Genomic DNA, 26,167 nt, shown 5'->3' with positions numbered 1-26,167 from the left:
TTATGGCAGGACACATCCCGCGTAGTTTCATCGATGATCTCCTAGCGCGTCTCGACATTGTCGACATTGTGGACGCACGCGTGAAACTTAAGAAAAAAGGCAAAAACTATGGTGCTTGTTGCCCATTCCACAACGAAAAGACCCCTTCTTTTAGCGTAAGCCAAGAAAAACAATTTTATCACTGCTTTGGTTGTGGCGTACACGGTAATGCTATCGACTTCATTATGGAGTTCGAACGTCTCGATTTTGTTGAAGCGATTGAAGAGCTTGCCTCTTTCTTAGGCCTCGATGTTCCTAGAGAGCAACGTAGCGGCGAGATATCAACAGCACCAAGAGCCAACAGCGAACAAAAACGTAACCTCTACGATTTGATGGGCGGCATCAGTAATTTTTACCGCTCTCAACTGAAAATATCAGCCAACAAACCTGCGATTGATTACCTAAAGAATCGTGGCCTTTCGGGCGAGATCGTCCAGAAGTTTGGCATTGGTTATGTGGCCGATGAGTGGGACTTAGTTCGTAAGAACTTTGGCCAACAGAAAGAAGCCCAAGACATGCTCGTAACTGGCGGCATGTTAATTGAGAACGATAAAGGTAACCGATACGACCGATTCCGTGGACGCGTAATGTTCCCGATTCGCGATCGTCGTGGCCGTGTGATTGGTTTTGGTGGTCGTGTATTAGAAGACGGTACTCCAAAATATCTCAACTCACCAGAAACGCCTATCTTCCATAAAGGTAAAGAGCTTTACGGCCTTTATGAAGTGCTGCAAGCCTACCGTGAACCGCCGCAAATACTTGTGGTTGAAGGTTACATGGATGTCGTGGCATTAGCGCAATATGGTGTTGATTACTCAGTAGCATCACTGGGCACATCGACAACCGGTGACCACGTTCAAATGCTGTTCCGCCAAACCAGCACAGTGGTTTGTTGTTACGATGGTGACCGAGCAGGTAAAGAAGCCGCGTGGCGCGCACTAGAAAATGCCCTTGAGTACCTGAAAACCGGTAACACACTCAAGTTTCTATTCTTGCCCGACGGTGAAGACCCAGACAGCTATATAAGAGAACACGGCAAAGCCGCTTTCGAACAGCTTGTTCAAAATGCGACACCGCTTTCGACCTATTTGTTCGATAACCTGATTGAAATACACAAGTTAAACTTGGGAACAACCGAAGGGAAATCGGCACTGCGCGCACACGCTAGCGCATTGATTAACAAAATCCCTGACAGTTACTTCCAAGAGTTGCTCGAAAAATTGCTCGATGAGCGAACTGGATTTGATAACCAATTGCGACGTGCGCGTGTTCATACACAGAACCCGACACCTCAACCGCATAAAGAGCTGAAACGCACTCCAATGCGTGAAGTTATCGCTTTGCTTATCCAAAATCCGAGCTATGCTGATATGGTACCGGATTTATCAAGTGTCAAAGGCTTACAATTGCCTGGGCTAAGTTTATTCGTCGAAGTACTTGATAAATGCCACGCGCATCCCCATATCAACACAGGCCAATTATTAGAGCATTGGCGACACAATAAACATGAGGCTCTTCTGTCTCGTCTCGCGAGCTGGGAAATCCCCCTCGACGAAGACAATCAAGAAGACATATTTTTAGACTCATTGGACAATATACTTGCCCAGTGCGTTGAAAAACAAATTGAAAACCTGCAGGCCAAAGCAAGAAGCGTCGGTTTATCAGCCGAAGAAAAAAGGGAGCTACTAGCTTTAATGCTAGATCTAAAAGCGTAACCCTGTTTGATTAGTCAGCATTTAATAAATTTGTTAACATAATTGGTTTGCATTTGAGAATGCAACGTCCTTCACCAGACCTGAAGTTGGATATCATCTATGGATCAAAATCCGCAGTCACAGCTTAAATTACTTGTTATTAAAGGCAAGGAACAAGGCTATCTGACCTACGCCGAAGTAAACGACCACCTACCTGCAGAAATCGTGGATTCTGAACAGGTAGAAGACATCATTCAAATGATCAACGACATGGGTATCAAGGTAGTTGAAACTGCACCTGATGCTGATGATCTAGCACTTAATGATGACGATGCCAATATAGATGAAGATGCAGCCGAAGCTGCAGCTGCTGCGCTTTCAAGCGTAGAAAGCGAGATTGGCCGTACTACTGACCCAGTTCGTATGTACATGCGTGAAATGGGTACGGTTGAACTACTGACTCGTGAAGGCGAAATCGACATTGCGAAACGTATTGAAGATGGTATCAATACAGTTCAACTATCGGTTGCTGAGTACCCAGGCACTATTCCATACATCTTGGAACAGTTTGACCGCGTACAAGCAGAAGAGATTCGCTTAACAGACCTAATCAATGGCTTTGTTGACCCAGACGACGATGGCACAGCTGCGCCAACGGCGACTCACATCGGTTCAGAACTTGCTGAAACTGATCTGGAAGACGAAGACAAAGAAGACGCTGAAGACGACGAGGAAGAGGAAGAAGAAGATACAGGTATCGATCCTGAGCTTGCTCTTGAGAAGTTCACAGCGCTTCGTACTAGCTACCAGAACCGTCAGCTAGCGATCAACGAGTACGGCCATGAAAGCCCGAAAGCAACGCTTGCAACGACAATGATGCAAGACGTATTCAAAGAGTTCCGTCTAACACCAAAACAGTTTGATTACCTAGTAAACGAACTGCGTAACTCTATGGATCGCGTACGTACTCAAGAACGCCTAATCATGCGTCAAACGGTTGAGTACGGCAAAATGCCGAAGAAATCTTTCATTGCTCTATTTACTGGTAACGAATCTAGCGAAGCATGGTTGGATGAAGTTCTTGCTTCAGACAAGCCATACGCAGAAAAGATCAAACGTAACGAGCACGACATCCGTCGCTCTATCCAAAAACTGGATATGATCGAACGTGAAACGTCTCTTACTGTTCAAAGCATCAAAGATATCAGCCGTCGTATGTCTATCGGTGAAGCGAAAGCTCGTCGTGCGAAGAAAGAGATGGTTGAAGCGAACTTACGTCTAGTAATCTCGATTGCTAAGAAGTACACAAACCGTGGTCTACAATTCCTGGATCTAATCCAAGAAGGTAACATCGGTCTGATGAAAGCGGTAGATAAGTTTGAATACCGTCGTGGTTATAAGTTCTCTACTTACGCTACTTGGTGGATCCGTCAAGCAATCACTCGTTCGATTGCCGACCAAGCTCGTACTATCCGTATTCCGGTTCACATGATCGAAACGATCAACAAACTAAACCGTATCTCTCGTCAAATGCTACAAGAGATGGGTCGTGAACCACTTCCGGAAGAGTTGGCTGAGCGCATGCAAATGCCTGAAGACAAGATCCGTAAAGTACTGAAAATCGCTAAAGAGCCAATCTCAATGGAGACACCAATCGGTGACGACGAAGATTCGCACCTAGGTGATTTCATCGAGGATACAACGCTAGAACTGCCTTTAGACTCTGCAACGGCAACCAGCCTGCGCGGCGCAACTAAAGACGTTCTTGCAGGCCTAACTCCTCGTGAAGCGAAAGTACTGCGTATGCGTTTCGGTATCGACATGAACACTGACCACACTCTAGAAGAAGTGGGTAAGCAGTTCGACGTTACTCGTGAACGTATCCGTCAGATCGAAGCAAAAGCACTGCGAAAACTTCGTCACCCAAGCCGCTCAGAAACTCTGCGTAGCTTCCTAGACGAGTAATCGCACGCTTTAGTGTGGTTAGCTTTTAAGCATAAATAAGAAAAGGTGAGCGTTGGCTCACCTTTTTTTTATCTGTGTGATTTAAGTGGCTAAGATGTAAGCGGAATTGCCCCTTATAGTGTCTAGACACCATTGAACGCTTCCCCTATAATCTATGCCCTACGGCCCCTTAGCTCAGTGGTTAGAGCGCACGACTCATAATCGTTCGGTCCCCAGTTCAAATCTGGGAGGGGCCACCAAATTCCGATAAGGCTCATGAAGAAATTCATGGGCCTTTATCTTTTCTAGTCCTTTCCATATCCGGTCTTCGATTACTTCCTATAAGTACGATTCCATTAGCGCCAGTGAAACACTCCACCTAATCACCACAGAACCCGTAAATCTATCTCAGGCTGATATCGACCATCAGTAAGCTCTCTCATCTGTACGGCACGATTCTGCGCTAGATACATACCACTTAACATCAGAACAGAACCCCAGAAAAACTTCCCGACTAAACCAACAAAAATATAACCAACATTCCGTTCCATTCGGTTCAGTAATTTATATAGATATAAATAAGATACCTAAATGGAGTTCTAGCTGAGATCAGTCAGGAGACTCAGCACCGAAGATTAGAACCAGATGACTGTTGAACAATGATGACCAATTACCCTCAGTGGTAATTGGTCTGATATCTCTTAAGTGATTTAGGTTAGTAGTCAGCAGCAGTGAACCTCAGAGCTAGAAACGAAGGCTAATCACTGGACTGGTATTTATACTGGAGTCGGTAATCTCAACGCTAGGAGTGGCTCTAGGGCGAATCTCGTATGAGTTGGGGGGAGAAGTTGGGTTAGCGAATGGGTTAGTGTAATCAGATGGAAATCTAGCGTGGGTATCCCGTCGACGACGACGGCAATAGACCTAAAATCAGGTTGAAAGACCGGACTAGGACCGGACCGACGACGCCGTCGACAAAACTTAGGGAAAGTAATTACTGAAGAGGTTAGGTAGAACAAGGGCTAGAGAGAGATTACAGGGCCTGTCTGGTGTGACCGACCCAGCGACTTAGGATTTTAGGTTGGTGAGGGTTACAGATCGAGCATGAAAGATGGTAAGTACACATTGATGTCATTGTTAACTTTGTGCTGCACTTTATCGATGATAGAAAAATCTTCATTTTCGAACCAAATCAAATAAGTATCTGCATTTTCTCTGTGGAATCGTGGCTGAACAATTACCGCATCCGCATAGCTAAGTCCCAATGCATGCCCTATTTCTAAAACGGTTTTATCAGAATTAGAATCCAAAACAGTTAGGGTGATTCCGGTAATACCTTTCTCTTTCCAGCCTCTAAGAAATCCTGACCACAGGTTAGCCTTCAGATTTGATGATTCCTTGAACTTATCGGCGTTCCATACCAAAAAGAGAGATGGCTTATCACTGTAAGTGATACAGACTTCAGCCAACCGAGTATCCAGTAGAGCAGCTTTAAAAGCCGACTCATTGTTTGGGTTAAAGGTAATGCTAGGCTTACGTTCAGGTGTTTTGGACACTGAATCCAGTAAACGATTAATCACAGTATCTGGGGTGTCAAAGCCTTTCGCTAGCTCAGACAAACGTTCGTATGTTTTTTGGGAAATATCGATCTTCATAAATCACCACAGAATCATAAAAGGAATAAAATAAATCATATATGATTGAGTTATGATTTCAATGGTTGATTGATGATTTGTCAAATAAAATGTTTTTTGGCTGCCCCCGAATCTTCTTGAAAGTCAGACTCATATTAAATTTATGATCCTGATAATCATGGAGTTAATCATGCTCAAAATAACTAACCTTCAACAAATCATAACCCTACCAACCACGACAACTCTGCAAGAACAAATCAAATCCATACTCACCGAACCATTCCACGATGACGCTGAAACCCAACAGGTATGGGATGAACTACAATGTGAACTCTGGTTCCTCTCCTCAATTAATGACCTAAACGCTGTCGTCGACGATATCGAACTGCTGAAACGAGCCCTAACCTATACCGAATTCGACGATGAGCTAGATTACGGGGCTTCTATATCCCTAAGCATTGTCGAGGCCAGTGGTAAAGGCCTCTACCTATTAATGCCTAATACACTCCGCACTGAATTACGCCAGCATTTCTCAATCTCTGATGAGTAAGGAGGTATCCAATGCAATCTCGTAAATTCAAATTCAATAAACGCCAACTTGATTCATTACCGTCGACGCCGTCGACAAGTCGAAGTAAAGAAACTGAGTACACGGATGAGCTCTGTAGTGGCCTGAAAATAATTATCAACAGGAAAGGGAGAAAGCGCTTCTTATTCAGGTACACCTATTTTGGTAAAAAAAAATCTGTTCAATTAGGTGAATACCCAGCGCTAGATATCAACACTGCTAGGCAGATAGCTAATGACCACAAGCGAGAGATAGCACTGGGTAATGACCCTAAGGCAATGAGGGATGAAAAATCCAATGTGCTCACGTTTCAAGAATTTGCGGAAGAACACTACTTGCCCTACGCCCGTATGAACAAACTCACCGCTAAGAATGATGTCGGTAACTTAAAGCTGCATTTTTACCCGAAATGGGGCAAGAGGAGCATCACCGATATCAACCAACAAGACATTCAAAAGCTACTAGATGGAGTTCTAGAAACAAGGAAGCCATCCACTGTAAATAGATTGCGTTCCCTAGCCCTTAGAATGTTCAGATTAGCGATGGAGTGGGGGTTCGTGGACAAGAATCCGGGACAGTACATAAGGAAGCTCAAGGAGAACAATCTAAGAAACAGATTCCTGAACCGCAAAGAGGTTTCATCCTTCATCAAGGCATGTAATGAGGAACCCAATCGCACCCAAGGGAATGCCTTAAAATTCGCACTGCTTACCGGGATGCGCATAGGTGAAATTACTAACTCTAAGTGGGACTGTCTTACCGTCGACGACGACGGCAATTGGAGCCTATTCCTACCCCACACCAAATCGGGGTTATCAAGGACGGTTTTACTCAATAATTTAGCTAAGGAGATTATACATGACCAACGACGATTTCAGATACGTAAGAACCCCTATATCTTTGCCGGAGATGCACCCGGTAGACCTATCGCACATCCAAAGAAGGCATTCGCTCGAATCAAGAAAGCAGCAGGTATATATGATGATATGCGCATACATGACCTCAGGCACTCTTTCGCTTCGATCCTTATAAACAGTGGTAACGCCACGCTCTATGATGTTCAGCATTTACTTGGGCACCAGAGCCCTCAAACTTCGACTAGGTATGCTCATTTGGCTAGTTCTAGGCTAAGGGAGGTAAGTGCTAATGTGTCAGTGTTGGTAGGGGATGTGAGTAGTTAGATAAATCTATAAAAAAGTACTAAAAATTAAGCATAAATGGGACTTGTTTAATTACAAGTCCCATTTATGGTAGCTGATTTCGAAGTGGCTATTTAGCATTCATTGCTTGTTTATAGGTATCCTTGCAATAATCAACTTTATTAGTTTCTGAAGCGAAAAGTAATAACTTCTCGTCATAGACACCTTTAAATACGCTTCTATACTTTTCACTGCTATTATTAGCTTCATCTAGTAAATCTTGAGCCATATCTTCCAGTTTTTTACTAACGATATAGTCATCAACTAAGTAAGAGCACATAAAAAAATCTACGTATATAGTTCCCTTATCTATTGCTTCAGCATTTGAACCTAAAGCACCAAACAAGTGTGGGGAGAATATTATCATAAGCAAAGCTATAGTTTTTTTCATAAAGCTCTCCTTTAAAAGCATAAGTTGTTAAGGGGAGTCGGCACGATAAGTGGACCGGTTCAAAGTCATCATTAATTATCAACGAATTTATCATTAATCGATATTATGCTCCTCAAGCATTTGAACCAATGACTGATATTCTTTTAGTGATATCGATTTATCATTATAAAATGAATTATCTATAAAGTACCTGACCGAACCAGTACCAGTACCAGTACCAGTACCAGTGTACCCTAGTTCTATTAGCTTATTACTTAACAAACTGGGGTAACTTTTTTTTAACTGTTCAGTGATTTCTAGAGGTGTAGTTACGGTCTGCTCTGGTACGCCAGACTTTAAAATTAAAGCAGCAAGCTTATCGAAGTTTCCATCAACTAAGGGGCAAACGAGTAAGGTATCAACATATGCACCATATTTATTCTTTGCTTTAACCTTTACCTTTAGCAAAGTATCGTACAGGGCGAAAATTGAAGCTGGATTCTGGTTAATCTTAAATTCATCAACCTTTGTCCAGAGATAACTGTCTACGATATAAGCACTTTCAGGATCGTTTAAAAATTCTTTGTGAAAATTAAAACACTGTCTTTCATCTGTATGTGAGAAAACAATTCCCTTTAATTTGTCAGTTTGATACCTAGGCAGAAACACTGATAAAGAAATCACTGCTACAAGTGAAATCAATAAAAACCGTTTATCCATTTTGCATTATATCCATAATAGTAAACCACACGCACATTAAAGTATCACATACGTAATAAAATGTAACATCCAAAGTCACATATCTCCCATCCCCAACCTAAAATCCTAAGTCTCTGGGTCGGTCACTCTAGACTGGCCCTGTAATCTCTCTCTAGCCCTTGCTCTAGCTGACTTCTTCAGTAATTACTTTCCCTAGGTTTTGTTGACGGCGTCGTCGGTCCGGTCCTAGTCCGGTCTTTTGAGTCAATTCTAGGGTTGATAGAGTTAGGGGAGTTGCCGAACGGATTCATCATCTATTTCAGAACCAACCTCAGTAACCCTGTTAACCCTTCCAACTCCGACATCCCCATCAACCCCATCAACCTCGTCGTCGACGTCAGAGAAATCATGCGGATAATCAGGTGATGTGATTTTGCTGGTGGATTTCAGAGTGATTCGGGGCAGGGTTACTATGTTGGTTACAGGGCTGAAGCTTGGCTCATAATCGTTCGGTCCCCAGTTCAAATCTGGGAGGGGCCACCAAATTAGAAAAGCCAGAACAGTTCACGCTGCTCTGGCTTTTTGCTTTTCTGATTCAGTACCAATCACACCCTGCACTTCCGAACCAAAAACGAATCGTCCCGCACACAATTCCAATTGCCTCTCTGTGACTAAACATACTTTTCTTTTATAAAAAAATCGGCAATATGAGAGTACATAAATCGCTCAATAGTTCAGGGAAGACTCATGAAAGACGAAACACTCTCGATTCACTTCGGTTACGACACTGATCCAACAACCAAATCGGTTGCCACTCCAATCTACCAAACCGTCGCGTACGAATTCGATGACGCACAACACGGCGCCGACCTGTTTAACCTTGCGGTGCCAGGTAATATCTACACACGGATAATGAATCCAACCAATGATGTGTTAGAAAAACGCATGGCAGCCTTAGAAGGGGGGATTGCAGGCTTAGTGGTAAGTGCGGGCAGTGCTGCGATCAACTACGCGATTCAGACGTTGGCGCAAATCGGTGACAACATTGTCTCAACGCCTCAGCTTTACGGTGGTACTTACACCCTATTTGCTCACATGTTGCCAAACCAAGGAATTGAAGTTCGTTTTGCTAAAGACGACAAACCAGAAAGCTTAGCGGCACTGATCGATGAAAAAACCAAGGCGGTTTACTGTGAAAGTATCGGTAACCCAGCAGGTAATATTATCGACTTAGAGCGTGTTGCTGAACTTGCTCACGCACAAGGTGTACCTGTGATTGTTGATAACACGGTGGCGACGCCTGTACTGTGTAAACCTATCGATTTTGGTGCTGACATCGTGGTGCACTCACTAACTAAATACGTGGGTGGTCACGGTACAACGTTAGGTGGCGTGATTGTCGACTCAGGTAAATTCCCATGGGCACAGCACAAGGACCGCTTCCCTGTGTTTAATCAGCCAGAGCCTTCTTATCATGGCGTGGTTTATACCGAGGCCTTTGGTGAGGCTGCGTTTATTGGTCGTGCTAGAACGGTTCCCCTACGTAATACAGGTGCAGCACTGTCACCAATGAATGCTTTCATGTTGATGCAAGGTTTGGAGACGTTGTCGCTACGCATGGAGCGACACACAGAGAATGCCTTGAAAGTAGCGGAATACCTCAAGCAACACGAGAAAGTCAGTTGGGTAAGTTACGCTGGCCTGCCTGATTCAGAATTCTATCCACTCGCTGAAAAGTACATGCAAGGTAAGCCATCGGCCATTCTATCTTTTGGTTTAAAAGACGGTTATGAAGCCGGTGTTCGCTTCTATGATGCACTGCAAATCTTCAAGCGCTTAGTTAACATTGGCGATGCGAAATCTCTCGCTTGTCACCCAGCTTCGACGACACACCGTCAACTAAGCGAAGCTGAACAGAAACAAGCCGGTGTATCACCGGAGATGATTCGCCTATCAGTAGGTATCGAGCACATTGACGATATCTTGGCTGACCTAGAGCAAGCACTGAGCGCTTAATGACGCTACAGCTAGCTCTAACACTGATCGTTAACTAACAGACATAAAAAAGCCCATCACAGGATGGGCTTCTTATTATCTATATCTTAGGTAAGCTGTCGATTACTCAACTGTTACCGCTTTCGCTAGGTTACGAGGTTGGTCAACGTCGGTACCTTTTATTAGTGCGACATGGTAAGACAGCAGCTGCATCGGTACTGTGTAGTAGATAGGCGCTGTTACTTCACTTACGTGAGGCATCTTGATGATCTTCATGTTCTCATCGCTTTCAAAGCCCGCATCTTCATCAGCGAATACGTAAAGTAGACCGCCACGAGCACGCACTTCTTCAACGTTCGATTTCAGCTTCTCTAGCAAGTCGTTGCTTGGTGCAATAACGACTACAGGCATATCTGCATCGATAAGAGCCAAAGGACCGTGCTTAAGCTCACCAGCTGCGTATGCTTCTGCGTGGATGTAAGAGATCTCTTTCAGTTTAAGAGACGCTTCCATCGCGATTGGGTAGAACTCACCACGACCCAAGAACAGTGTGTGATGCTTATCAGCAAAATCAGGTGCCAGTGCTTCAATTTCTTTATCGAACGCTAATGCTTTCTCGATATCAGCAGGCAGTTGGTGAAGTGCTTGAACGATTTCCGCTTCTTTTTCTTCATTGATACGACCTTGTAGACGACCAATTGACGTTACCATCATCAGCATCGCTGCTAGTTGAGTTGTGAAAGCTTTAGTAGAAGCAACACCGATCTCTGTTCCTGCGCGAGTCATGAAGGCAAAATCAGATTCACGAACCAGTGAAGAACCCGCAACGTTACAGATAGTCATTGCAGACATATAACCCTTCTCTTTTGCAAGACGAAGTGCAGCAAGCGTATCCGCCGTTTCACCAGATTGAGACAGAGTCACCAATAGGCTGTTCGGACGAACAACGAAATCACGGTAACGGAATTCAGAAGCAATCTCTACGTCACAGCTTACGCCAGCTAGAGATTCAAACCAGTAACGCGCTGCCATGCCTGAGTTGTAAGACGTACCACATGCGATGATCTGCACGTGTTCAACCTTGCTTAGGATCTCTTCAGCTTTAACGCCGATCGCGTTAGTGATAACCGAAGTGTCAGAGATACGGCCTTCCATTGTATTGATCAGCGCTGTTGGCTGCTCGAAGATCTCTTTCTGCATGAAGTGGCGGTATTGACCTTTGTCACCTGCGTCGTGTTCAGCGTTTGACTCAACGATTTCACGCTCAACACGCTCACCCGCTACATCAAATACCGTAACATCACGACGAGTTACCTCAGCAACATCACCTTCTTCTAGGTACATGAAGCGACGAGTTACGCTCAGTAGCGCCAGTTGATCAGAAGCAAGGAAGTTCTCGCCGACACCAAAACCGATAACGATCGGGCTACCAGAACGAGCTACAACGATACGGCTAGGATCTTTACGATCAACCGCAACTGTGCCGTACGCACCGTCTAATTGTTTTGCTGTTTTCTGTAGCGCTTCAACCAAAGAAGCTGAAGTGCGAAGTTCCCACTCAACTAAGTGAGCAATAACTTCTGTATCCGTTTGTGAAGTAAATACGTAACCACGCTCTTGCAGCATAGCGCGCAGTGCTTCGTGGTTTTCGATAATGCCATTGTGTACAACGGCAATATCACCAGACATGTGTGGGTGTGCGTTCGCTTCAGACGGCTCACCATGTGTCGCCCAACGTGTATGAGCGATACCTGTACCGCCAATCACTTGTTGCTCTTCTACTGCGTCAGCTAGCTCTTGTACTTTACCTAGGCGGCGTACACGAGTTAGGTTAGATGCAGTATCGACGACAGCGACACCAGCTGAATCGTAGCCACGGTATTCTAGACGACGAAGGCCTTCTACTAAAATTTCAGCTACATCACGCTGTGCTACTGCACCAACAATTCCACACATAGTTTCACTCCATCAATTTTGTTTTATTCCTATTGGCAGCAAGCAAAGGCCAAATCTTCATTAAGATCAATTATAGGAAGGTAAATGCATAATACTTAAATTTGTTTTTACGCTGGATCGGTCAGGATCACTCGAACATCATGTGATTCGATACTTGCTTTGGATTCTTCGCCTAAGTCTGTATCGGTAATTAAGATGTCAATGTGTTCCCATGCCAGCTCTAAGTTCGGGATCTTTCGTCCCACCTTTTCCGACTCAACCATCACGATCACTTCTCGTGACACTTCAGCCATTACTTTGCTCAGGCCAACCAGTTCGTTAAACGTGGTTGTGCCTCTATCGAGGTCGATACCATCAGCCCCAATAAATAGTTGGTCAAAATCGTAAGCACGAAGTACCGACTCTGCAACTTTGCCTTGGAAAGAGTCCGAATGGGTATCCCAAGTGCCGCCAGTCATTAATAACGTCGGCTCGCTTTCAAGCTCATTAAGCGCATTAGCAACGTGCAATGAGTTGGTCATAACAACCAAGCCACGCTTAGCATTAAGCTGCTGAATTAGAGCACCGGTCGTACTGCCACTATCGATCACGATGCGGTTATGGTCGCGAATTAAATCTGCAGCGGCTTTTGCCAATGAAATCTTTCGAGTCGAAACTTGTTGACCCAGCTCTTCGTTGACAACCTCTTTCGGTAACGAAATCGCACCACCATAACGGCGTAAAAGCTGACCGTTTTTCTCTAAAGACGCCAAGTCCTTTCTAATAGTGACTTCTGAGGTTTCGAACTTAGCGGATAATTCATCAACACTAACCTCCCCTTTTTCATTCACTAGGTTAGAAATTGCATGTCTTCTGAGCTGGGTGTTTCGTTTCGACATTTAAAAAAGGCCATTAAGTTTCGATATGAAACATATTATAGTTACAACGAAACTATTTAGTCCATTTATTTTGATCCAAAAAATTAATAAATAGCGATAAAACCTTGTCCTAAGACAATTGTTAAGCAGTGATATTGAACTCATTAGGTGGTAGAATCCGCACCCGAAAAGAAAAAAAATTACAAAACTGACTGTTATTTTTTTGCAACTTACCCCCTATATAGTGGGGTAAGTCACAGAAAACCGATATTGAATCAAAATCTTTTAGTCATAAAATGACTAAAATTGATGAAAGACTTACAACTCTGAAGGACATATTGGAAGTCCCGCGCTTTTACACAACAGGCACAAAATGTTGATGTAGCGGACCAATCTTCAGAACTTAAATAAATTTCAAATTGTAACAATACTTACCGGAGAGTACCTTCCATGAAAAAGACCAAAATCGTATGTACGATTGGCCCTAAAACTGAATCTGTAGAGAAGCTAACTGAACTAGTAGATGCTGGCATGAACGTTATGCGTCTTAACTTCTCTCACGGTGATTTCGCAGAGCACGGCACTCGTATCGCGAACTTCCGTAAAGTAATGGAAAACAAAGGTGAGCAACTTGCTATCCTTCTAGATACTAAAGGTCCAGAAATCCGTACTATCAAACTTGAAGATGGTAACGACGTAGATCTAGTAGCTGGTCAAGAGTTCACTTTCACAACTGACGCAACAGTTGTTGGTAACAAAGACGTAGTAGCAGTAACTTACCTAGGTTTCGCTAAAGACCTAACAGCAGGTAACACTATCCTTGTTGATGACGGCCTAATCGAAATGGAAGTTATCGCAACAACAGAAACTGAAGTTAAGTGTAAAGTTCTTAACAACGGTGCTCTAGGCGAAAACAAAGGTGTTAACCTTCCTGGCGTTTCTGTTCAACTTCCTGCTCTTTCTGAGAAAGACAAAGCTGACCTTAAGTTTGGTTGTGAGCAGGGCGTAGATTTCGTTGCTGCTTCTTTCATCCGTAAAGAAGAAGACGTTAAAGAAATCCGTGAGCTTCTAAACGCTAACGGCGGCGAGAACATCCACATCATTTCTAAGATTGAAAACCAAGAAGGTGTAGATAACTTCGATTCAATCCTTGAAGCTTCTGACGGCATCATGGTTGCTCGTGGTGACCTAGGTGTTGAAATCCCAGCTGAAGAAGTAATCTTCGCTCAGAAGATGATGATCGAGAAGTGTAACCGTGCACGTAAGATGGTTATCACTGCAACTCAAATGCTTGACTCTATGATCAGCAACCCACGTCCAACTCGTGCTGAAGCGGGTGACGTTGCGAACGCAATCATGGATGGTACTGATGCAGTAATGCTTTCTGGTGAAACTGCTAAAGGTAAGTACCCAGTTGAAGCTGTTACTATCATGGCTCAAATCGCGAACCGCACTGATTCAGCTCTTAAAGCTGAGCTAGGTTCTCGTCTAGACAGCCCACGTCTACGCATCACTGAAGCAGTATGTAAAGGCGCTGTAGATACAGCAGAGAAGCTAGCTGCTCCTCTAATCGTTGTTGCAACTGAAGGCGGTAAGTCTGCACGTTCAGTACGTAAGTACTTCCCAACAGCAAACATCCTTGCTCTAACAACTAACGAAAAGACAGCTGCACAGCTAGTTCTTACTAAAGGTGTTAAACCAGTTCTTGTTGATTCTATCGAGAACACAGACACGTTCTACATCAACGGTAAAGAAATCGCTCTACAATCTGGCCTAGGTAACAAAGGCGATATCGTAGTAATGGTTTCTGGCGCTCTAGTAGCTTCTGGTACTACAAACACGGCATCTGTTCACGTTCTATAAGAATGAACCGATTCGCATAAAAATATAAAAGAGGGCTTCGGCCCTCTTTTTTTATGAAACAAATCTTGCCTAACTTTTCAGTACGCTATATTATCAAACAAGATAGAACTACGTACTGTTAATATCCAATGGCTCTTTCCAAGAGATGGATTAGCAGACTAGAAATCAAATATACATGAGGTTTGTAATGTCTAGTCCTACTCTCACTGACAAAGTATCAAAGATGATTCGCCAAGATATTCTCAACGGTGAATTAACCCCAGGTCAAAAGCTCGTTGTTGCTGATCTAAAAAATAGATACAACGTTGGTGCATCTCCAATTCGTGAAGCCCTAGTGCAATTGTCTTGGAGTAAATACGTCAAACTAGAGCCACAAAAAGGCTGCTGGGTATCTCCTGTATCAAAGAAAGAACTGAATGACCTATACGAAAGCCTTCGTGTTGTATCATCGGTTCTGCTTAAAAAAGCGATTGCAGCAGGTGATGAGAGCTGGGAACTGGATGTACTAACGTCTTACCATAAACTATCGCGAGTACAGTACGTATCTGAAGAGTTTGACTGTGTAGAATGGGAAGAGCGCCACCAGCAATTCCATGTCGCACTGCTTGAAGGTGCAGATTCAGAGAACATGTTTAAGTTCTTTGATGACCTAATTAACCAAGTGAAACGTTACCGCTTCCTCGCTATGTCTGCAGAAAGCGCATCAGATGATCTGTTCAATATTGATGAACACGAAATGATCATGAAACTAGTACTCTCTAAGAATGTAGAACAAGCGACTGAACTGCTTGATCAACACCTGCTAGGTTCAATGAAACGAATTGAAGAAGTTATCGAAGCGGCATAACGCTAAAGTAGCTTCTAACCAAATAAAAACGGAGCCCAATGGCTCCGTTTTTTGTTTCCAGTATTACGACTGAACTACCACCCAAAAAACTCTTTGTGATGAGTATTGAGTAGCACAACCATAGGTAAAAAATACAAAGCACTCAATTGAAAGCCAAGAATGGCTAATGTGCCTATGGTTAACCTCACTAAAAAATCGACAAACATACCACGCCTCTTTTAACCAGACTGTATGATCCCCAAACTCTTGCTCCAGCTAACCTAATTCTACTGCTGCCTTTCAAACCATTGAAAAGGCTAGCTAATCAGTTGAATTAAGTTAACGGTGTCATCCTTTTACATCTGGTAAACACTCTATTTATTACACCGTTAAGCACGATGTAATCTGAAGCAAGGTAGTTTACTTATTGTTCATTTTAGCTCAAATTTCCACCAGCATTAGACTTTAGTCTAACTGTATAGATTTTGTGACATAGATCGCTCAAAAGTGAGATTCCTATAAAAAGGGGGAGAGATAAAGTGAGTCGGGGCCAGCTTGAAGAGGTGAAGCAAAGAGAAGACAGGACTAGATAGAAGCGAACCTAAGCGACATCATCGTAGCTAGGACACATAGAGACCGTATTACGACCAGACGATTTAGATTCGTAAAGCGCAACATCGGCACACTTGTATGAGCGAGTACTGTTACTTGTTAAATCAGTAAAGCCAACACTCACCGTTACCTTAGTTCCGGCTGCCAGTTCAATCTCTATTCGCAAGCGATCCAATACGCGCTTTGCTTCTGGCAGAGACGTGTGTGGCATCAAGAGTGCAAACTCTTCTCCTCCGACACGTGCAACAAAGTCCGTCCCACGAAGGCTATCTTGCAGAAGTTTAGCAACACCAGCGATCACACGGTCACCTTCGTCGTGGCCAAGCTCATCATTGATTCGCTTGAAGTTATCGATGTCCACCAAGGCTAAGCAGGTGGTCGCTTCGATCGGGTAACGCTCAACTAAGCGAGAATAGTAGGCCAGCTGCTCTTCGAATTTTCGTCGGTTCCAGAGATTACTCAAAGAGTCACGTTCACTTAAAATCCTCAAACGTACCTCAAGCTCCTTCCTTACGGAAATATCAACCAACGAGGTGATGTAGTAACTGACTTTGCCTGAATTGTTTTTGACCGCATGCACTCGCATGATCGCAGTAAAAGGAATACGCAGCTTGTTCTTACACTGAACCTCCCCTTCCCATACTTCTTCTTGCTCTAAATGACTCCAAATAGCCGAGCTTGAGAGCACTTGGTCGGTATTATCAAGCAGCAACTGCAATGCATTCTGACCGATAACTTGTTTTTTGCAGTACCCAGTCATGTTCTCAAATTCGTTATTGATCATCATTGTGCGGTGCTGCTTGTCAGAGATCATCACTGCCGACATACCATTCAATGCGGCTCGTGCCAATTTACTCTCTAGGCTTCGGCGTCGGCAGTGCGTCACCAGGTAAGCAAACGGGAAAGCGAATATCAGCACCGTAATCAGAACAATGATCTCTTCATGGGCCAAATCATCTAGATCACGCTCAGCCCGATCCATCAGTTGCTTTTGATTAAGTTGAATCAGTAAATGGACCTTTTGACTGTTCGCGAGCATAACCGTGTTAAAGGCAAACAAATTACCATCTTCAAAAACGTATCCCACCTGATCATTGGAGATCGCATCCCACGTCTTCGGCGCGATATTTTTCAGGTTATAGCCTTTTCTTTCAGGAATAGAGTCTCCGAACAACTTACCGCTGTTGTTACTCGCGATGAAGTAACCCGCGTCATTGAGAACTTCTGCTCTAAGATCGTTATCTGGTGAAAAGCTCAGACGCGACGATAAGCCCCATACATCAAGATTGATGACGAGGTAGCCTACTCTTTCGTCAGGGGTTTCTACTGGGGTAAAGACACGGATTACCGGCGAATAAGGGAAGGTGACTTCACCATGCTCAGTTTCAAGCTCAATACCCCAACCGCCAATCTGTTCGGCTTCTAGTTTTTGAGCGTATTGGAAGTAGTTAGAATCCGACCTATCTTGCAGCTGTTGAGGAAACGTCACTCTACCGGTATCAGAGGAGTAGTTAACACGCACCAATTCTTTGCCAGTGACATCTAACAGATGGATTTGTGTATACCACTTCTGGTTCACGAGAACAGATTGCCAGACCTCTTCAAGTAGATGTTTGGTTTGGTCTGAGGGAGAGGAAGCAAAGTTAACCAAGCTCTGGCTATGACTGAGTAGCTCCATGACCGAGACTAACTGAGTCTTGAGAAGATCATAATCTCGCTTGGCATACACTAACTGATGAACGGCTTGCTTAGCTGAGTAGTCAAAGCTCTGCTGTTTTACTTCTTTGTAGCGCTGCAAATAATACAGACATACTGCAGAAGACAATATGATAGAGATAATCAGCAATGTAATTATTGATTTTTTATTTCGCATTGCTAACTCAGATGAATGGAAGTGCAGCGCGGGATTATAGCACTCTAAAAAATTAACAAAATAAAAGCCGCTTAAAAAAGCGGCTTTAAAGTTATTTTTTAAAGACTTATCGTCTAGGCTTTCAACGCACGTTCGCCTCGTGCGATGCCAACAACACCACTTCGAGCTACTTCAAGCACTTCCGTCACTTCAGACAGCGCCTGAATGAAGGCATCCAGTTTCTCGCTAGTACCCGCCATTTGAACCGTATATTGAGAAGCCGTAACATCAACGATCTGACCACGGAAGATATCCGCTGTGCGCTTCACTTCCGCACGAGCAAAGCCGCTCGCACGTACTTTTACCATCAACAGCTCACGTTCAATGTGTTCAAGTTCAGACACTTCTTGTACTTTAAGTACGTCGATTAGCTTATGCAGTTGTTTCTGAATCTGCTCAAGCTGCATTTCGCTCGAGTTAGTAGTGACGTTCAAACGAGACAGCGTCGGATCATCGGTTGGAGATACGTTCAAAGACTCGATGTTGTAGCCACGCTGAGAAAACAAGCCAACCACACGAGAAAGCGCACCAGGTTGGTTTTCCATTAGTAGTGAAATAATGTGTCTCATATTATGTTCTCTCCGTTTTGCTTAGCCACATGTTATCCATACCCTCGCCTTTGATCTGCATTGGGTATACGTGCTCGGTGTCATCCACACTAATATCGACAAATACCAAACGGTCTTTCATCGCCAGTGCTTTTTCCAAACCTGATTCCAATTCATCCGGAGATGAAATGCGCATACCAACGTGGCCATAAGCCTCAGCGATAGCAGCAAAATCAGGAACAGAGTCCATATATGAGTTAGAGTAACGGCCTTGATAAACAATGTCTTGCCACTGTTTTACCATGCCTAGGAAACGGTTGTTAAGGTTAATAATCTTAACGGGAATATTGTATTGCAGCGCAGTCGACAGCTCTTGGATATTCATTTGAATACTGCCGTCACCGGTTACTACAACCACTTCTTCGTCTGGTTTTGCAAACTTAACGCCCATACCAGCAGGCAGACCAAAGCCCATCGTGCCTAGACCACCAGAGTTAATCCAACGACGTGGCTTGTTAAACGGGTAGTATAAAGCAGCAAACATTTGGTGTTGACCTACGTCAGAAGCAACATAGGCATCGCCATTGGTTACTTTATGCAGTGTTTCAATTACTTGTTGAGGTTTGATGCGCTCAGACGATTTCTCGTAAGCTAGGCAGTCACGCTCTTGCCACTGCTTGATTTCACTCCACCAGCTTTCAATCGCTTCTGCATCGTTAGTGCCGCCTTGCTCAACGAGCAAGTTCACCATGCTCTCTAGAACCTTTTCAGCAGAACCTACAATCGGTAGATCCACTTTTACGTTCTTAGAGATCGAAGATGGGTCGATATCAATGTGCATGATCTTCGCATCAGGGCAGTACTTATCTAGGTTATTAGTCGTTCGATCATCGAAACGTACGCCAATACCAAAGATCAAATCCGCATTGTGCATCGCCATATTGGCTTCATATAAACCATGCATGCCTAACATACCCAAAGAGTTCTTATGGGTGCCAGGGAAAGCGCCAAGCCCCATTAGGGTGCTTACCACAGGTAAATTCAGTGCCTCTGCTAATTTTAACAGCGGCTTATCTGCCTCAGAAATAACCGCACCACCACCGACATAAAGTACCGGCTTCTTCGCTTCAAGAAGGGCTTTTAGCGCCTTTTTGATCTGACCTTTATGACCCGTAACCGTTGGGTTATACGAACGCATTTTGAGCGTTTCTGGGTATTCATAAGGAAGCTTGATTTGTGGGTTTAAGATGTCTTTCGGCAGATCAATAACCACAGGACCGGGACGTCCTGTCGTTGAAATATAGAATGCTTTTTTAACGACTTCAGGGATATCTTCCGCTTTCTTAACTAAGAAGCTGTGTTTAACGATCGGGCGTGATACACCCACAATGTCACACTCTTGGAAGGCGTCGTTACCAATAAGGTTATTTGGTACGTTACCAGAAATAACAATCATTGGGATTGAGTCCATGTAGGCTGTTGCAATGCCAGTAACGGTATTGGTCGCACCTGGACCAGAACACACAAGTACTACGCCCGGTTTGCCGGTAGAACGAGTATAGCCATCTGCCATGTGGGTAGCAGCTTGTTCGTGTCGTACTAATACGTGTTTGATTTCAGCAGTTTTAGCATGCAGCGCATCGTAGATATCAAGTACAGAACCACCTGGGTAACCAAAGATTTGTTCTACACCCTCTTCAATTAGAGACTGCACCACCATCTCAGCGCCGGATAACATTTCAGCGCCGGATGACATGGCTGTTTCAGGTTTTGTTGTCATATTGCTCTCCTCACCAGTTTCCAATCATATTTGGTGAACATGTTGGGCTGGTTTTTCATAGTCTAGGGCTTATTCGTAGCCTAATTCGAAATACTTCCACTTTTTCGGCTATGGCTGTCTGTCGTGATAACAACAAACAGTAATACGAAACAACTTTAACGCTTTATTATCATCTGGTCTAACACCTGTTATCCGACAATCATGCCAAAAAACCAACTATTAGCTTAAAGCATCAAATAAAACCCAAACCAAGATTAATAACTAGATATTAAAACTAAAAAGAGAACGAAAAAAAGCACTTAATATTTTAATAGATCGCTATTTATCGATAAACCACGAGCTTGCTGGTGTGCGCTTTCGCACATTGTGCTATGTCATTAGATACAAAAAATCCCCCTAAAAATGCAATCACATTCGTAGGGGGATTTTTAAACAACTGAAAATTTATCTAAGCAGAAAACTACTTATCTTTAGGCTTTTCGTTGTACATTTCTTCGATTTCGTCTTGATACTTATCGTTGATAACTTTACGACGCAATTTTTGAGTTGGTGTCAGTTCACCATCATCCATAGAAAATGCTTTTGGTAGCAGTTTGAATTTCTTTACTTGCTCAAACTTAGCCAGTTCTTGCTGTAGGTCATTCACACGCTTTTCTAGCATCTCGACGATTTGGTGGTGCTTAACCAGCTCAACGCGATCGTGATACTTGATATTAAGCTCTTTGGCGTACTCTTCTAGCGAGTCATAACAAGGAACAATCAGCGCAGAAACGAATTTGCGTGTATCAGCGATAACAGCAATCTGTTCGATAAAGTGATCTTTACCAATCGCACCTTCAACCACTTGCGGGGCAATATACTTACCACCAGAAGTTTTCATCAGCTCTTTGATACGATCAGTAATGAACAGGTTACCATTTTCATCAAAATGACCCGCATCACCGGTTTTCAAGAAACCGTGCTCATCGAATGTCTTAGCTGTCTCTTCTGGCATCTTGTAGTAGCCACGCATCACCATTGGACCGCGAACAAGAATCTCGTCCTTAGCACCAATTTTTACTTCTGCGCCCGGCATCGACATACCAATCGAATCAGGGTTAAAACAGCGATCATCCCAACAAGATACTGTTGCCGTGGTTTCTGTCATGCCGTAGCCAAGTTTTACGTTGATGCCGATAGCATGGAAGAAACGACCAATCGTCTCATCAAGCTTCGCGCCACCACATGGCATGAAGTTGATGTTACCGCCGAGTAGAGCGCGCAGTTTAGATAGCACAAGCTTATCAGCTAGCGCATGGCTCTTCTTCAGCATCAACGATGGAGTACGACCTTCTTGGTGACAAACTGAAAGCTTTGCTCCCATGTTCACCGCCCAAGTAAATAGCACTTTACGAATAAATGGTGCTTTAGATACCTTCTCGTGAATCGCAGAGAAAATCTTCTCGTAGAAGCGTGGAACCGCACACATTACAGTAGGTTTCACATCACTTAGCGCATCACGCACTTGCATCGTATCTTGCAGGTAGCAGTTGGTTGCGCCTTTATAAAGAACGTAGAACGTCCAAGCACGCTCAAATACGTGTGATAACGGTAGGAAACACAATGAGACATCGTCTTTGCTCAGGCTAAGGCGCTCATCGTGGCCTTCTAACTGGTAGCCAATGTTGGTGTAATCAAGCATTACGCCTTTTGGCTGACCTGTGGTACCAGAGGTATAGATAAGAGTCAGCAGGTCGTCCATGCTTGCATCAGCAAGACGCACGTCAAGTTCAGCTTGTTGTGCTTCAACGCCGCGCGCCATGAAATCAGCCCAAGATACCGCAAAGCTATGGCCTTGAAGATCGATATCATCAGACATCGCGACAACCACTTCTAGCTGTTCACACTCTTCGAATAGGCTCACCGCCGCGTCAAATTGAACTTGCTCACCAACGAATAAGATCTTCACATCCGCATTTTGGATGATGTAAGACGACTGTGCTGCTGTGTTGGTTGGATAAATCGGCACAGTCACAAGACGAGCTTGTAAAGATGCAAAATCTGCCACGGTCCATTGAGGCATATTATTTGAATAGATACCGATCTTATCTTGAACTCTCAGTCCCTGAGCCAATAGTGCTAATGAAAGCGTATCGATTTGTTGTCCAAACTGCTCCCAGCTAATACCTTGCCATACATTGTCTACTTTGTGCTTCAAAGCTGTACGGTTGCCGCCTTGGGCAATTTGGTCACGAAGTCTTTTTACGATATGAAAATCTAAATTGGCCATCTCTTTACCTTTGGCTTACACCTGTAAGCTTTTTTGAGCGCACAAGTGTACCTCTGATCATGGAAAAGGCAACTGATGAAGCTCAAAGTTATCAGTAATAGTACGTCTAACGCTAAGTTTTCTACCTACTAAAATAGCGCGCATAAAAAAGCCCTAAGCCAGTCTCCTAGCTTAGGGCTTATAAATCATAGGGATTAGTGTCTAGTTAAGTGCCACTACTTCGCCACAGATCATCATTAACTGATCTCGTAACCAAATGTGTCCTTTATCCTTTTCACTTGATTCGTGCCAGCTTAGGAAGCCAGAAATCGCCGCATTATCGAATGGGAAATCTAGAATCTGAAGCTGCTCTTTGTTTGCTGCATGTTCTACCATCCAACGAGGAGCAATTGTTACTAGTTCAGATTGGCCTACAACGTAAAGAACGTTGCTCAAGCTCGTACCTTCGTAGAAAGGCGTGCAATCTAGGTCACGGTAAGCTTGCTCAGAGAAGCTACGTTGACCGTGGATACGAGACAATTTCGCGTGCTTTTCATTAAGCAGCTCTGCCGCAGAAACTTCACCGTTGATACGTGGGTGAGAAGCAGAAGCAACCACAACTAATTCGTCTTGGAAGATTTCAGTGCTTGAGAAGCCTTGCTCATCAAAACGAGCGTAATCAATAACGAAGTCGATTTCTTGGTAGCGCATACGCTCAGAAAGTTGACGATCGAATTCAGCATCCATGTGCAGTTTCACGCTAGGTGCTTGCTCGTTGATTGTCGACATAATCTTAGGAGCAAAACGCATATCACAAGGGCTGCAAATCGCTAGTTTGAACAGGCGAGAAGACGACTCTGGAGAGAACACAGAACTTGGTAGTTCGTTGCGTACTAACTGTAGCGCTTGGCGGATTGGACCAAACAACTGACGAGCACGTTGAGTCGGTTGAATACCACGACCTTGACGCATGAATAGTTCGTCGTTAAACATCACTTTTAGACGAGCAACAGCGTTACTTACAGCAGGCTGAGACATACCCAGATTGTGAGCTGCACGTGTAATGTTTTGCTCTTGCATAACTGCATCAAATACAGTCAAAAGATTTAAGTCGACTCCACGAAGTGTGCTTTCCATTCTGTAGCTTGCAATAGCACTCATTGCGTCTTTCTTATCTAACATTCAAGTTGCCTCTTGTCGGTTCGACAGCGTTAAATTGGTAATGGTATGAGAATAGATAACCACTAATTCTTATATTTATCAGACCGATGTTTTTCGGATTGACATTACTATTAACCAATGCATCTCGAGCTACCAACAAGATTGATAAAGAATAATTTTATTTTACCTTAATGATTAAACAACATCTAAAAATCAATTATTTATAGAGTTATAAAAAAACATAAAATGCGTCACTTATGAGTTTAATTTCGACTTATTTAGCTGTTCTATCGTTTGGTTACATTTGTTACAATTTATTGAGCTCGTGAATTGTTCAACCGGTCAATTCAGAAATAGCACTTATGAGTTAGGTGAGCGATGCATAACTTGGAAAGTCGACCTTGTCCCAAAGTTGCTTTCTTAAATCATCTTGATTAGACCAATTCCCTGCTAATACCCACTCAACGAGTGCACTTGCCACGTCTGGATAGGTGACCACTTCGGCCTGTTTTTCACTGAGCCAAGCGCGCAAGATAGCCGCATCTAAAAACGTCATGGTTTGAGCTAACCCAAGGGCCTCTAGCGTCGCCACATTGCTCTGTTGTTCGAACTGTCCTTCGAGTGGTTTGAGAAGCAATTTCTTCCCCAAAGTTAGGGCTTCAGATGGCAATTCAAAGCCGCCATTTGCGACCACACCAGAGCACTGATTGAGGTCGAATTGAAAGCCCGCATGACTCAGTGGTTTGAACTCAATATTTTCAACTCGGCTATGCTCAATCACATCCGGGTGGTAACAGACAAAGTTTTGCGAAATGAACTTCATCAGCAGCTCTGAGATCGACTCAAGATCCTCAAATGGCAAATAGACCAACGTAAAGTCTTGTGCTGTTTTGGTTTGTTGCTCACCAACCAGCGTGTGAACGATAGGCGGCAAAATCGGCTGTTCAAAGTGATACCAGTGCAAGCCAATAGAGTGCTCGGTTGGGGCGAAATGTTGAATCACTGAATGTTCAATCCAGTTGCCCCCTTCTTTGGGTACATCATAACGAAACGCATTCTGGTGGCTTATCCCAATGCATGGCACACCTTGTCTCTTAGCCGCCCATGCAGTGACAGGCTCAAAATCATTAATCACTAAGTCATAAGGCGTAAGATCGATCTGGTTAATCTCACGGAGAAATCGCCAGATGTTGTTCTTCATGAATGTTTTGCCGTATTTAACCTGCCCCTGCTCGCTGTAAAAAGTTAAGCCGCTGCGGGTCTGATAGTTGCCAAACGCTTCCATCGAAAAGTATTTGCTCTCATCTCGCCCAGAGAACAGAAAATCGACATCAATATTTTGCTGACGAAAAGCGACGGCCATTGCTCTCGCTCGAGCGATGTGCCCATTTCCTGTGCCTTGTACGCCATATAAAATTTTCATGCATGTTCCTTTAAATTTACCACTTAAGCTCGGCAGTGGTTGCCAACAAAATAATTACAGGATGAAGCTGATAGCTAGGCTGGTACAAGCGATGCCCAAGGCTGCGCCAATCAGTACGTCCGTTAAAAAGTGCACACCGAGCAGGATTCGAGAGCCTGCAATCGCAGTTGCCCACACCAAGCTAAAGAGGTACAAGCTCGGATAGAAATGCCCGATTAGGGTCGCCATAACAAAAGCAGCAGCGGAATGCCCTGAAGGCAGACTGTATTTATCGGATGGCACAATATGAGAGTGAAGTAGTGAAGAGAATTCAGCTGGTCGACGGCGCTTGAGGGTATTTTTAGCAAACCAGTAAATAGGCAGTTCGATTGCGAAGGCGGTTAAGCCCACCAAAAGAAAGTCTCGACCGGTGTTGCTATCGACCAGCAGTGCAATCAAGGCAATCAAAACATAAAGGTGTCCATCTCCAGTATGAGACACCGCTTTACTGAGCGTTGCATGTTGCCCGCCATAGCGGTTGTTTAAACAGAAAACAGAAAATGCCACATCCCAGCGGACAATAGGTTCGATAGTACGCATACGATCTCCTTAACAATCCTTATTCAGTTAAGGCTCAAGTTATGCTCCTGAAATGACAGTTAAGTGACGTTTTGAATGAACTAAAATGAAATTTCCCATGCTTGATAGACAGGTCAATGGATCAAGTCAGGATGGCGATAGATGCAACCGATAAAAATAAAGCGACCCAAGGCCGCTTTATTCTTCTATGTTTTTACTTCTTTATATAATCAAGCAAACGCTACTTCTATCGTGTTAATGGTTATAGCGTTCGCTAATGA

General features: G+C 43.8%; 19 protein-coding genes and 1 tRNA gene. 8 read left to right on the top strand and 12 right to left on the bottom strand.

All coding sequences use genetic code 11. The features are described from left to right. Positions 1-2 precede the first annotated feature (2 nt). The 3 genes from dnaG (at position 3) to AB4482_RS02020 (ending at position 3,937) form a co-directional block, all read left to right on the top strand. On the top strand, positions 3-1,754 hold the full coding sequence (dnaG, locus tag AB4482_RS02030; protein ID WP_017062923.1) for a DNA primase: 1,752 nt from the start codon (positions 3-5) through the stop codon (positions 1,752-1,754). Between the two features lie 99 nt (positions 1,755-1,853). Next, the gene (rpoD, locus tag AB4482_RS02025; RefSeq protein WP_017061407.1) at positions 1,854-3,698 is read left to right on the top strand and encodes an RNA polymerase sigma factor RpoD; all 1,845 of its coding nucleotides are present in this window, start codon (positions 1,854-1,856) and stop codon (positions 3,696-3,698) included. Between the two features lie 163 nt (positions 3,699-3,861). Continuing rightward, positions 3,862-3,937 (top strand) — tRNA-Ile (locus AB4482_RS02020). A gap of 831 nt (positions 3,938-4,768) precedes the next feature. Here the strand turns inward: AB4482_RS02020 and AB4482_RS02015 are convergent. Continuing rightward, a complete protein-coding gene (locus AB4482_RS02015; protein WP_372180475.1) occupies positions 4,769-5,332 on the bottom strand; it encodes a hypothetical protein in 564 nt (187 codons plus the stop codon). Between the two features lie 169 nt (positions 5,333-5,501). Between AB4482_RS02015 and AB4482_RS02010 the strand changes: the two genes are divergently transcribed. Together AB4482_RS02010 and AB4482_RS02005 are read left to right on the top strand one after the other, a co-directional pair. Beyond that, positions 5,502-5,861, top strand: coding sequence for a hypothetical protein (locus AB4482_RS02010; RefSeq protein WP_372180473.1), 360 nt, complete (start codon positions 5,502-5,504; stop codon positions 5,859-5,861). Positions 5,862-5,872: 11 nt separating this feature from the next. After that, positions 5,873-7,060 carry a tyrosine-type recombinase/integrase gene (locus AB4482_RS02005; protein ID WP_372180471.1) on the top strand — a complete coding sequence of 396 codons (1,188 nt, stop codon included), beginning with the start codon at positions 5,873-5,875 and terminating at the stop codon, positions 7,058-7,060. An 88-nt stretch (positions 7,061-7,148) separates the two neighbouring features. On the opposite strand, the gene AB4482_RS02000 is transcribed toward AB4482_RS02005, so the two are convergent. Together AB4482_RS02000 and AB4482_RS01995 are read right to left on the bottom strand one after the other, a co-directional pair. After that, on the bottom strand, positions 7,149-7,469 hold the full coding sequence (locus AB4482_RS02000; protein WP_372135732.1) for a hypothetical protein: 321 nt from the start codon (positions 7,467-7,469) through the stop codon (positions 7,149-7,151). Between the two features lie 93 nt (positions 7,470-7,562). Then, positions 7,563-8,168, bottom strand: coding sequence for a hypothetical protein (locus tag AB4482_RS01995; RefSeq protein ID WP_372180469.1), 606 nt, complete (start codon positions 8,166-8,168; stop codon positions 7,563-7,565). A gap of 726 nt (positions 8,169-8,894) precedes the next feature. Here AB4482_RS01995 and AB4482_RS01990 point away from each other — a divergent pair. Continuing rightward, entirely contained in the window at positions 8,895-10,163 is a 1,269-nt protein-coding gene (locus AB4482_RS01990) for an O-acetylhomoserine aminocarboxypropyltransferase/cysteine synthase family protein (protein WP_017061406.1), read from the top strand. Between the two features lie 102 nt (positions 10,164-10,265). Here the strand turns inward: AB4482_RS01990 and glmS are convergent, their stop codons facing one another. Both glmS and AB4482_RS01980 read right to left on the bottom strand, forming a co-directional pair. Further along, positions 10,266-12,098, bottom strand: a complete 1,833-nt coding sequence (gene glmS, locus AB4482_RS01985; protein ID WP_017067690.1) for a glutamine--fructose-6-phosphate transaminase (isomerizing) — start codon at positions 12,096-12,098, stop codon at positions 10,266-10,268. 107 nt (positions 12,099-12,205) lie between these two features. After that, positions 12,206-12,976, bottom strand: coding sequence for a DeoR/GlpR family DNA-binding transcription regulator (locus tag AB4482_RS01980; protein WP_017061404.1), 771 nt, complete (start codon positions 12,974-12,976; stop codon positions 12,206-12,208). A 429-nt stretch (positions 12,977-13,405) separates the two neighbouring features. Between AB4482_RS01980 and pykF the strand changes: the two genes are divergently transcribed. Together pykF and AB4482_RS01970 are read left to right on the top strand one after the other, a co-directional pair. Beyond that, positions 13,406-14,818: a pyruvate kinase PykF gene (pykF, locus tag AB4482_RS01975; RefSeq protein WP_136982222.1), complete on the top strand. Its 1,413-nt coding sequence runs from the start codon at positions 13,406-13,408 to the stop codon at positions 14,816-14,818. A gap of 175 nt (positions 14,819-14,993) precedes the next feature. Then, positions 14,994-15,665: a GntR family transcriptional regulator gene (locus tag AB4482_RS01970; RefSeq protein WP_136982221.1), complete on the top strand. Its 672-nt coding sequence runs from the start codon at positions 14,994-14,996 to the stop codon at positions 15,663-15,665. A 580-nt stretch (positions 15,666-16,245) separates the two neighbouring features. On the opposite strand, the gene AB4482_RS01965 is transcribed toward AB4482_RS01970, so the two are convergent. The 7 genes from AB4482_RS01965 to AB4482_RS01935 all read right to left on the bottom strand — a co-directional run bounded on the left by AB4482_RS01965 (position 16,246) and on the right by AB4482_RS01935 (position 25,907). Next, positions 16,246-18,129: a diguanylate cyclase gene (locus tag AB4482_RS01965; RefSeq protein WP_372073176.1), complete on the bottom strand. Its 1,884-nt coding sequence runs from the start codon at positions 18,127-18,129 to the stop codon at positions 16,246-16,248. A gap of 113 nt (positions 18,130-18,242) precedes the next feature. Next, on the bottom strand, positions 18,243-18,737 hold the full coding sequence (gene ilvN / locus AB4482_RS01960; RefSeq protein WP_008219984.1) for an acetolactate synthase small subunit: 495 nt from the start codon (positions 18,735-18,737) through the stop codon (positions 18,243-18,245). 1 nt (position 18,738) lies between these two features. Further along, positions 18,739-20,496: an acetolactate synthase 3 large subunit gene (locus AB4482_RS01955; protein WP_017062926.1), complete on the bottom strand. Its 1,758-nt coding sequence runs from the start codon at positions 20,494-20,496 to the stop codon at positions 18,739-18,741. Between the two features lie 460 nt (positions 20,497-20,956). Further along, positions 20,957-22,765 (bottom strand): long-chain fatty acid--CoA ligase, encoded by a 1,809-nt coding sequence (locus AB4482_RS01950; RefSeq protein WP_136973936.1) that lies wholly within the window; start codon positions 22,763-22,765, stop codon positions 20,957-20,959. Positions 22,766-22,966: 201 nt separating this feature from the next. Continuing rightward, positions 22,967-23,926, bottom strand: coding sequence for a transcriptional regulator LeuO (gene leuO, locus AB4482_RS01945; RefSeq protein WP_017061397.1), 960 nt, complete (start codon positions 23,924-23,926; stop codon positions 22,967-22,969). 346 nt (positions 23,927-24,272) lie between these two features. Further along, positions 24,273-25,328, bottom strand: coding sequence for an MJ1255/VC2487 family glycosyltransferase (locus AB4482_RS01940; protein WP_017068817.1), 1,056 nt, complete (start codon positions 25,326-25,328; stop codon positions 24,273-24,275). A gap of 54 nt (positions 25,329-25,382) precedes the next feature. After that, positions 25,383-25,907 (bottom strand): phosphatase PAP2 family protein, encoded by a 525-nt coding sequence (locus AB4482_RS01935; protein WP_017062930.1) that lies wholly within the window; start codon positions 25,905-25,907, stop codon positions 25,383-25,385. Positions 25,908-26,167 lie beyond the last annotated feature (260 nt).

Origin of the sequence: Vibrio sp. 10N.222.55.C7, from assembly GCF_041473335.1 — a bacterium.
GTDB lineage: Bacteria > Pseudomonadota > Gammaproteobacteria > Enterobacterales > Vibrionaceae > Vibrio > Vibrio crassostreae_C.
The sequence above is the reverse complement of the archived record's forward strand: the minus strand, read 5'-3'. Positions and strand labels throughout refer to the sequence as shown.